6 protein-coding genes and 1 pseudogene are annotated in these 7,031 nt (G+C 73.8%); 4 read left to right on the top strand and 3 right to left on the bottom strand.

Annotated features, from left to right (window positions below):
- Positions 1-15 precede the first annotated feature (15 nt).
- Positions 16-381: a DUF488 domain-containing protein gene (locus ABT070_RS29370; protein WP_351764893.1), complete on the bottom strand. Its 366-nt coding sequence runs from the start codon at positions 379-381 to the stop codon at positions 16-18.
- Positions 382-543: 162 nt separating this feature from the next.
- On the opposite strand from ABT070_RS29370, the gene ABT070_RS29365 reads away from it, so the two are divergent.
- The 4 genes from ABT070_RS29365 to ABT070_RS29350 are packed head-to-tail and all read left to right on the top strand — an operon-like array spanning position 544 to position 5,373.
- Entirely contained in the window at positions 544-1,962 is a 1,419-nt protein-coding gene (locus ABT070_RS29365; RefSeq protein ID WP_351764892.1) for a M1 family metallopeptidase, read from the top strand.
- A gap of 59 nt (positions 1,963-2,021) precedes the next feature.
- Positions 2,022-2,774: a L,D-transpeptidase family protein gene (locus ABT070_RS29360; protein WP_351764891.1), complete on the top strand. Its 753-nt coding sequence runs from the start codon at positions 2,022-2,024 to the stop codon at positions 2,772-2,774.
- A gap of 17 nt (positions 2,775-2,791) precedes the next feature.
- Positions 2,792-3,490, top strand: coding sequence for a response regulator (locus ABT070_RS29355; protein ID WP_351764890.1), 699 nt, complete (start codon positions 2,792-2,794; stop codon positions 3,488-3,490).
- Positions 3,487-5,373 (top strand): sensor histidine kinase, encoded by a 1,887-nt coding sequence (locus tag ABT070_RS29350; protein WP_351764889.1) that lies wholly within the window; start codon positions 3,487-3,489, stop codon positions 5,371-5,373. The genes ABT070_RS29355 and ABT070_RS29350 overlap by 4 nt, the downstream gene beginning before the upstream one ends.
- A 112-nt stretch (positions 5,374-5,485) precedes the next feature.
- Here ABT070_RS29350 and ABT070_RS29345 read toward each other — a convergent pair whose 3' ends face one another.
- Together ABT070_RS29345 and ABT070_RS29340 are read right to left on the bottom strand one after the other, a co-directional pair.
- Positions 5,486-5,734 (bottom strand): WhiB family transcriptional regulator, encoded by a 249-nt coding sequence (locus ABT070_RS29345; RefSeq protein WP_351764888.1) that lies wholly within the window; start codon positions 5,732-5,734, stop codon positions 5,486-5,488.
- 102 nt (positions 5,735-5,836) lie between these two features.
- Positions 5,837-6,907: pseudogene (locus ABT070_RS29340) on the bottom strand (saccharopine dehydrogenase family protein); the annotation flags it as partial.
- Between the last annotated feature and the right edge of the window lie 124 nt (positions 6,908-7,031).

Below are 7,031 nucleotides of genomic sequence, written 5' to 3'. Positions count from 1 at the left end.
CGTCGGCCGGGATCGTCAGTGCCGGTCCGCGTCCGCCTCCAGGAGGCGGACCAGCACCGCGGTGTGGCTCCGCTCCGGCGACTTCGCGGACGTCAGCAGCGTCACAGGGCCCTCGCGGACCGACGCACGCAGCCGGTCGAGGAGTCCGGCCGCCTCCGGGGCCGTCAGCTCGGCCTCGTAGCGCCGCGCGAACTCCTCGTACGGCTCCTCGCCCGCGTGGTACCAGCGGCGCAGTTCGGTGGACGGGGTGAGGCCCTTGGGCCACTCGTCCACGCGGGCCGCGTCCTTGGACACACCGCGCGGCCACAGCCGGTCGACCAGGACCCGCACCCCGTCGTCGGGCTCGGGCGGTTCGTAGACGCGACGCACGCGGACACTCATGGGCAGGCCGTCCGTCCGTTGTCGGGTGGGCAGGGTCCTGCCGAGCGTAGGCCCCGGACGCCCGCCGACACCGCTCGGCTTGACCTGAACGAGGGGGAAGAGAGGGGCGCCCAGTCCCTAGTCTGGGGACGTTTGATCACACGCCACCCCCCAGGAGCGCACGTGACACAGCCCCGCAGACGCGCCACCACCCTCCTGCGCCGCGAAACCGTCGCCGCCACCGTCCCCGTCGCCCTGGCGGCGCTGCTCACGGCGGCCGGACCCGCCACCGCGGCCGGACCGACGGGCACCGCAGGCGTCGGCGACCCCTACTTCCCGCTCGCCGGCAACGGCGGCTACCACGTGACCCACTACGACCTGACCCTCCGCTACGACCCGGACAGCCGGCACCTCGACGGCAAGGCGGTCCTGAGCGCCCGCGCCGACCGACGGCTGACCCGCTTCGACCTCGACTTCCAAGGCTTGAAGGTGACCGGCCTGACCGTCGACCACGTCAAGGCCGCACACCGACGCGAAGGCCAGGAACTCGTCGTCACCCCGCGGCGCGCCCTGCGCAAGGGCGAGCGGTTCCAGATCACCGTCACCTACCGAGGCACCCCCGGCCCGGTCACCGACCCCGACGGCTCCCTCGACGGCTGGATCCCCACCGACGACGGGGCCTTCGTCGCCGGCGAACCGCAGGGCGCCATGACCTGGTTCCCGGCCAACAACCATCCCCTCGACAAGTCCTCCTACGACTTCACGATCACCGTGCCGAAGGACCGCGCCGCCGTCGCCAACGGCGTCCTCCTCGGCCGGCGCACCACCGACGGCACGACCACCTTCCGCTGGCGCCAGAGCGAACCCATGGCCGCCTACCTCGCCACCGCCACCGTGGGGAGATTCCAGGTCGAGCAGTACACGACCCGCACCGGCCTCAAGGTCTACGACGCCGTCGACCCACGCGAGGCCGCGGCCGCCGCACCCGTCCTCAAGCAGCTGCCCGCCGTGCTGGAGTGGGAGAGCGGACTGTTCGGGCCCTACCCGTTCCGCGCCGCCGGCTCCATCGTCGACCATGCCCCGAACGTCGGCTACGCCCTCGAGACCCAGTCCCGGCCGGTGTACGACAGCGCCCCCGACCTGAGCACCCTCGTCCACGAGAGCGCCCACCAGTGGTTCGGCGACTCCGTCTCGCTCACCTCCTGGAAGGACATCTGGCTCAACGAGGGCTTCGCCGCCTACACCGAGTGGCTCTACGCCGAGCAGCACGGCGGCAAGACCGCCCAGCAGACCTTCGACGCCCTGTACGCCCGCCCCGCCACCGACGGCCTGTGGGAGTTCCCGCCCGGCGACCCCGGCAGCGGCGCGAACATCTTCGGCACCCCCGTCTACGCCCGCGGCGCCATGACCCTGCACGCCCTGCGCACCGCCGTCGGAGACCGTGCCTTCTTCCGCGTCCTGCGCGCCTGGGCCGCCGCGCACCGCTACGGCCACGGCACCACCGCCCAGTTCGAACGGCTCGCGGAACGGGAGTCCGGGCAGAACCTCGACGCGCTGTTCCGGAGCTGGCTGTACGGCCGGGGCAAGCCCGGCAAGCCGTAGCGGCCGAACAGGCCCCGGAACCTGACGAGTTCCACACACCTGTCGGCGACAGTCGAACGGTGATCATCCATCCCCGCCGGGCCGTGCTGCTCGCCGCATCCCTCCTGCTCACCGGATGCGGCGGCGGCGCCGCGGCCACGCCGGAGCACCGGCCCGACGCCACCACATCCGGCCCGCCGGCGGAGCCCGGCACACCCGCGCCCGCGATCTCCGTCGAGGCGGCGCCGCGGGAGATACCCGGCCTGGGGACGAGGACCCGGGCGGCCGTGCCGGACGACACGGCTCAGGTGGTCGTGGTGACCGGCCGGGACCGCGACTCCCCGCTCTCCACGGTGGTCCTGTACCGGCGTACCGAGGCCGGCTGGCAGCCGGGGGAGCCGTGGCCCGCGCACAACGCGCTGCGCGGCTGGAGCGACCACCACATGGGCGGCGACCTGCGCTCGCCCATCGGCGTCTACGGCCTCACCGACGCCGGCGGCCTGCTGCGCGACCCCGGCACCCGGCTCTCCTACGACCGCGGCACCGGCTTCACCCCGCGCGGCACCGGATTCGAGGGCGAGTCGCTGCGGGGCTCCTTCGACTACGTGATCGCGATCGACTACAACCGCGAGCCCGGCGCCTCGCCCCTCGACTGGACCCGCCCCCTCGGCGCGGAACGCGGCGGCGGCATCTGGCTGCACGTCGACCACGGCGGCCCCACCCACGGCTGTGTGAGCATCGCCGAGCAGCACATGAAGGAACTGCTCCTCGCCCTGGACCCCGCCCTGCATCCCGTGGTCGTCATGGGCGACCATGCCTCTCTGGCCCGCTGAACAAACGGAGTTGTCGCGTGTGCGCTCATGTACTGGTCGCCGAGGACGACGCGATGCAGGCCGAACTGATCCGTCGCTCGCTGCTCGCCGAGGGGCACACCGCCACCGTCGTGCACGACGGCGCGGCCGCGCTGGACGCGGTGCGGCGCAGCCGGCCCGACCTCGTCGTCCTCGACCTCATGCTGCCCGTCATCGACGGTTTCGGGGTGTGCCGGGTGCTGCGCCGGGACGACGACATCCCCGTGCTGATGCTGACCGCCCGGGCCGGTGAGGACGATGTGCTGCTGGGCCTGGAACTGGGCGCCGACGACTACATGACCAAGCCCTACAGCCCGCGTGAGCTGATGGCCCGCATCCGTACCGTCCTGCGGCGCAGCGGGCGGGCCGGCGCAGACCGGCGGGACGACCCCGTCGTCCGGGCCGCGGGGCTCGCCGTCGATCCTGAGCGGCACGAGGTGCGCTGCGCCGGCGAGCCGGTGGAGTGCACACCGGCCGAGTTCCAGATCCTGCTGGCCATGGCCGCCGAACCCGAACGGGTCTTCTCCCGGCGGCAGTTGCTCCAGTGCACCCGCGGGGTCGACCGGGCCTCGACGGAACGGGCGATCGACGTGCACATCATGAACCTGCGCCGGAAGATCGAGGACGACCCGCGCAGACCCGTGCGGCTGCTGACGGTGTTCGGCGTCGGCTACAAGCTCAGCGGCGGCCACGCGTGAACCCCGCCCGCACTCGCACCCGCACCCGCACCCGTATACCGCTGCGCAAGCGCCTGCTGGTCCGTCTGCTGATCGCGTCCGTCCTGATCGCCGTGTGCTCGGTGGCCGCCACCGCCTGGCTCGCCGTCACCACCACCACCCGCGCGCTGCGGGAGGAACAGGGCCAGGCGCTCGCCGACGACATGGACATCCTCGCGCGGCTCAGCGGCTACGCCGCCGCCCACCCCGACTGGACGGGCGTCGAGGCGACGGTCCGTGACCTGTCCGCGCGGACCGGCCGGCGCATCGCCCTGACCACCGCCGACCGCACACCCCTGGCCGACTCCGCGCCGCGCGGCACCTCCCTGCCGCCGAGCGCCGCCGCCACCGTCGACCCGCTGCGCACCGACACCTACAGCGAACCGGGCGCGCAGCTGAGCGGTACCGACCCGCGTGTGGTGGGCCCCTACCGGCTCAGCGCGCTCGAACGCACGAAGCTCGACGCGGTGGCCCGCGCGCGGCAACGCTGCCTCTCCCGCTACGGCATCGACGCGACCGTCACCCACACCCCGAGCGGGCGCCCGGTGGTCACCGCCGCGGACTCCACCGCCGTCTCGGGATACGCGTTCGACGAGTGCGGGGACGGGCAGCTCGACACACCCGCGCCCACGGAGGAGAAGGCGCTGACCGCGCTCCAGGGCCGCGCCGGCGGCTGCCTGACCCGGGCGGGCCTGGATCCCGACATCCCCCTGCTGTTCGGCACCGGCCTGCCCGGCGCGTCCGGCCGGGCCCCGACCCTGGCACCCGTGTTCGCCAAGGTGGCGGCCGACGGCACCGACCGCGCGGCCGCCGGCAAGGCCGCGCTGCGCGCGGCCCAGTCCTGCTTCGAGACCGCACGGCACGCCCAGCTCGACCCGTACGTCGCCCCGGTCGCCGAGCTGTTCCTCGGCGTCGGGGACGACGGCGCGGCTCCCCGCTGGGTCATGTCCCCGGCCAACAAGGCGAAGGTCGTCGGCGCGGCCGGGCTGGTGCTGGCCGTCACCGTCGCCGTCACCGCCGTCGTCGCCACCCGCCTGGTACGGCCCCTGCGCGCCCTGACCGAGGCCGCGGGGCAGCCGCCGGACCGGCATGCCCGCGTACCCGTCACGACGCGCGACGAGACCGGGATCCTGGCGGAGGCCTTCAACGACCTGGCCGAGCGCCGGGAACGGCTGGAGGCCCAGCGCAAGGCGCTCGTCAGCGACGTGGCCCACGAACTGCGCAGCCCGCTCACCAACATCCGTGGGTGGCTGGAGGTCGCCCGTGACGGCCTCGTGGAACCCGACACCGAACTGCTCGGCGCCCTGCACGAGGAGGCCCTGCTCCTCCAGCGCGTCATCGACGACCTGCGCGACCTCGCGGCGGCCGACGCCGGAACCCTGCGCCTGCACCGCGAACCGGTGCCCGCCGACGACCTGATGGCCCAGGTCACCGCCGCCCACCGGGTGGCCGCCGACACGGCCGGCGTGCGCCTGCGCACCGAGACCGAGGGCGACCCCTGGCTGGACGCCGACCCGGTGCGGCTGCGGCAGGCGCTCGGCAACCTCGTCACCAACGCCGTACGCCACACCCCGCCCGACGGCACGGTCACCCTGACCGCCCGGGAGGACGGCGAGCGGGTCGTCCTGGAGGTCGCCGACACCGGCACGGGCATCGCCGCCGAGGATCTGCCGCATGTCTTCGAGCGGTTCTGGCGGGCGGAGAAGTCACGCAGCCGTCGCACCGGCGGCAGCGGTCTGGGGCTGCCGATCGTCCGTCAGCTGACGGACGCCCACGGCGGCACGGCGCGGGCGGCGAGCACCCCGGGCGCGGGCAGCGTGTTCACCCTGCGGCTGCCCGCGGCGACGCCGCCCCAAGACGGCTAGCCGGCCGCTGCTGCCCGGCCGGTCGGCCCGGCCGGGCAGCAGCGTGCACCGCGCGTTCCGGCAGGGGCGCCGCCGTTCCGGCGAGGCCCACCGCGCCGAACCGGCCCCCGGCTCACGAGCTGCGTCGGGCCCTCGTGCGCCGCTTGAGGGCGCGTCGTTCGTTCTCGCTCGTGCCGCCCCAGACACCGAGGGTCTGATCGGTCTCCATCGCCCACCCCAGGCAGGCCTCCTGCACCGGGCAGCGTCGGCAGACCGTCTTCGCCTGCTCCGTCTGGAGCAGTGCCGGACCGGAGGTACCGATCGGGAAGAAGAGGTCGGGGTCCTCGTTGCGGCACTCGGCGTGCTCTCGCCAGTTGTCCATCGAAGTCACCTGCGATCTCGTCGTATGCGCTTTTCCGGATGAGTTGCTCCCGATCGGGTCACCGGAGGGGCGCCGGTGAAACCGGGGGGCCCGGAAAAACGTTCACTGCTCCCGTTGCCCCCACGGGGAGCCGTACGCCGTGAGCAGGTCGAGGAACGGGCGGGGCGGGAACGCCTCGGGACCCAGGACACCCGCGCCGGACCACGCGCCCGTGGCGAGGAGTTCGAGGGCGACCACCGGGTTGACGGCGGTCTGCCACACCACGGCCTGGCTGCCGTACTCGGCCATGGACCACTGGTTGTCGACCACGTGGTAGAGGTACACCTCGCGCGGCGCGCCGTCCTTCACGCCCCGCACCCAGGTGCCCGCGCAGGTCTTGCCGTGCATCAGCTCGCCCAGGGTCGCCGGGTCGGGCAGACAGGCGGCCACCACGTCCCGCGGCGAAACCCGCACCGGTCCTTGCCCGCCGGGCACGGTGACGGGCGTGGTGCGGTCCAGTCCCAGGAGGTGCAGCGTCTTCAGGGTCTCGATGAACTCGTTGCCCAGGCCGTACTTGAAGGTGACCCGGCGCGCCTTCACCCAGCGCGGTACGAGCAGCACCTCCTCGTGCTCGACGTTCACGCACTCCACCGGCCCGATGCCCTCGGGGAAGTCGAACACCTCGGGTTCGCTGAAGGGCGCGGTGGTGAACCAGCCCCGGTCGGCCTCGTAGACCACCGGCGGGTTCAGACACTCCTCGATGGTGGTCCAGATGTTGAAGGACGGCGCGAAGTCGTGGCCGTCGACGGTGAGGTTCGCGCCGTCACGGATGCCGATCTCCTCGATCTCGTCGAAGAGTTCGTCGGCGGCGTACCGGGCGAAGACGTCCGACAGACCCGGCTCGACCCCCATGCCGACCAGGGCCAGGGCGCCCGCCTCGGCCCAGTCGTCGGCCTCGGCGAACTGCGCGTCGCCGAGCCGGACCCCGCACTCCTCGTACGGCCGGTCGGGGTGCGGCCGCGACAACGACATCGCCATGTCGACATAGGTGGCCCCGGCGGCACGCGCCGCGCGGAACAGCGGCATCACGAACCGCGGGTCGGTGGCGTTGAGCAGGACGTCGCAGCGGTGGCGGGCGAGGAGGCCGGCCACGGCCGCCTCGTCGCCGGCGTCGACGCGCTCGGCGTGGAAGCGGTCGTCGCCCGCGGGCGCGGGGCCGGGGGGGGGGGGACGGGGGGGGGGGTATTGGGGGCACCCCAGCGCCACGGATTAACGGAGGCGGGCGGGGGTTGGGGTGATTGCGGTGGCCACACCGCCG

The sequence above is a fragment of the Streptomyces sp. NPDC002884 genome, assembly GCF_040295245.1.
Classification (GTDB): Bacteria; Actinomycetota; Actinomycetes; order Streptomycetales; family Streptomycetaceae; genus Streptomyces.
The sequence above is the reverse complement of the archived record's forward strand: the minus strand, read 5'-3'. Positions and strand labels throughout refer to the sequence as shown.

What these genes read in the sequence shown, in the direction of transcription:
- ABT070_RS29370 (WP_351764893.1), bottom strand. Translation starts at nt 381, where the DNA reads ATGAGTGTCCGCGTGCGTCGCGTCTACGAACCGCCCGAGCCCGACGAC.
- ABT070_RS29345 (WP_351764888.1), bottom strand. Translation starts at nt 5,734, where the DNA reads ATGGACAACTGGCGAGAGCACGCCGAGTGCCGCAACGAGGACCCCGAC.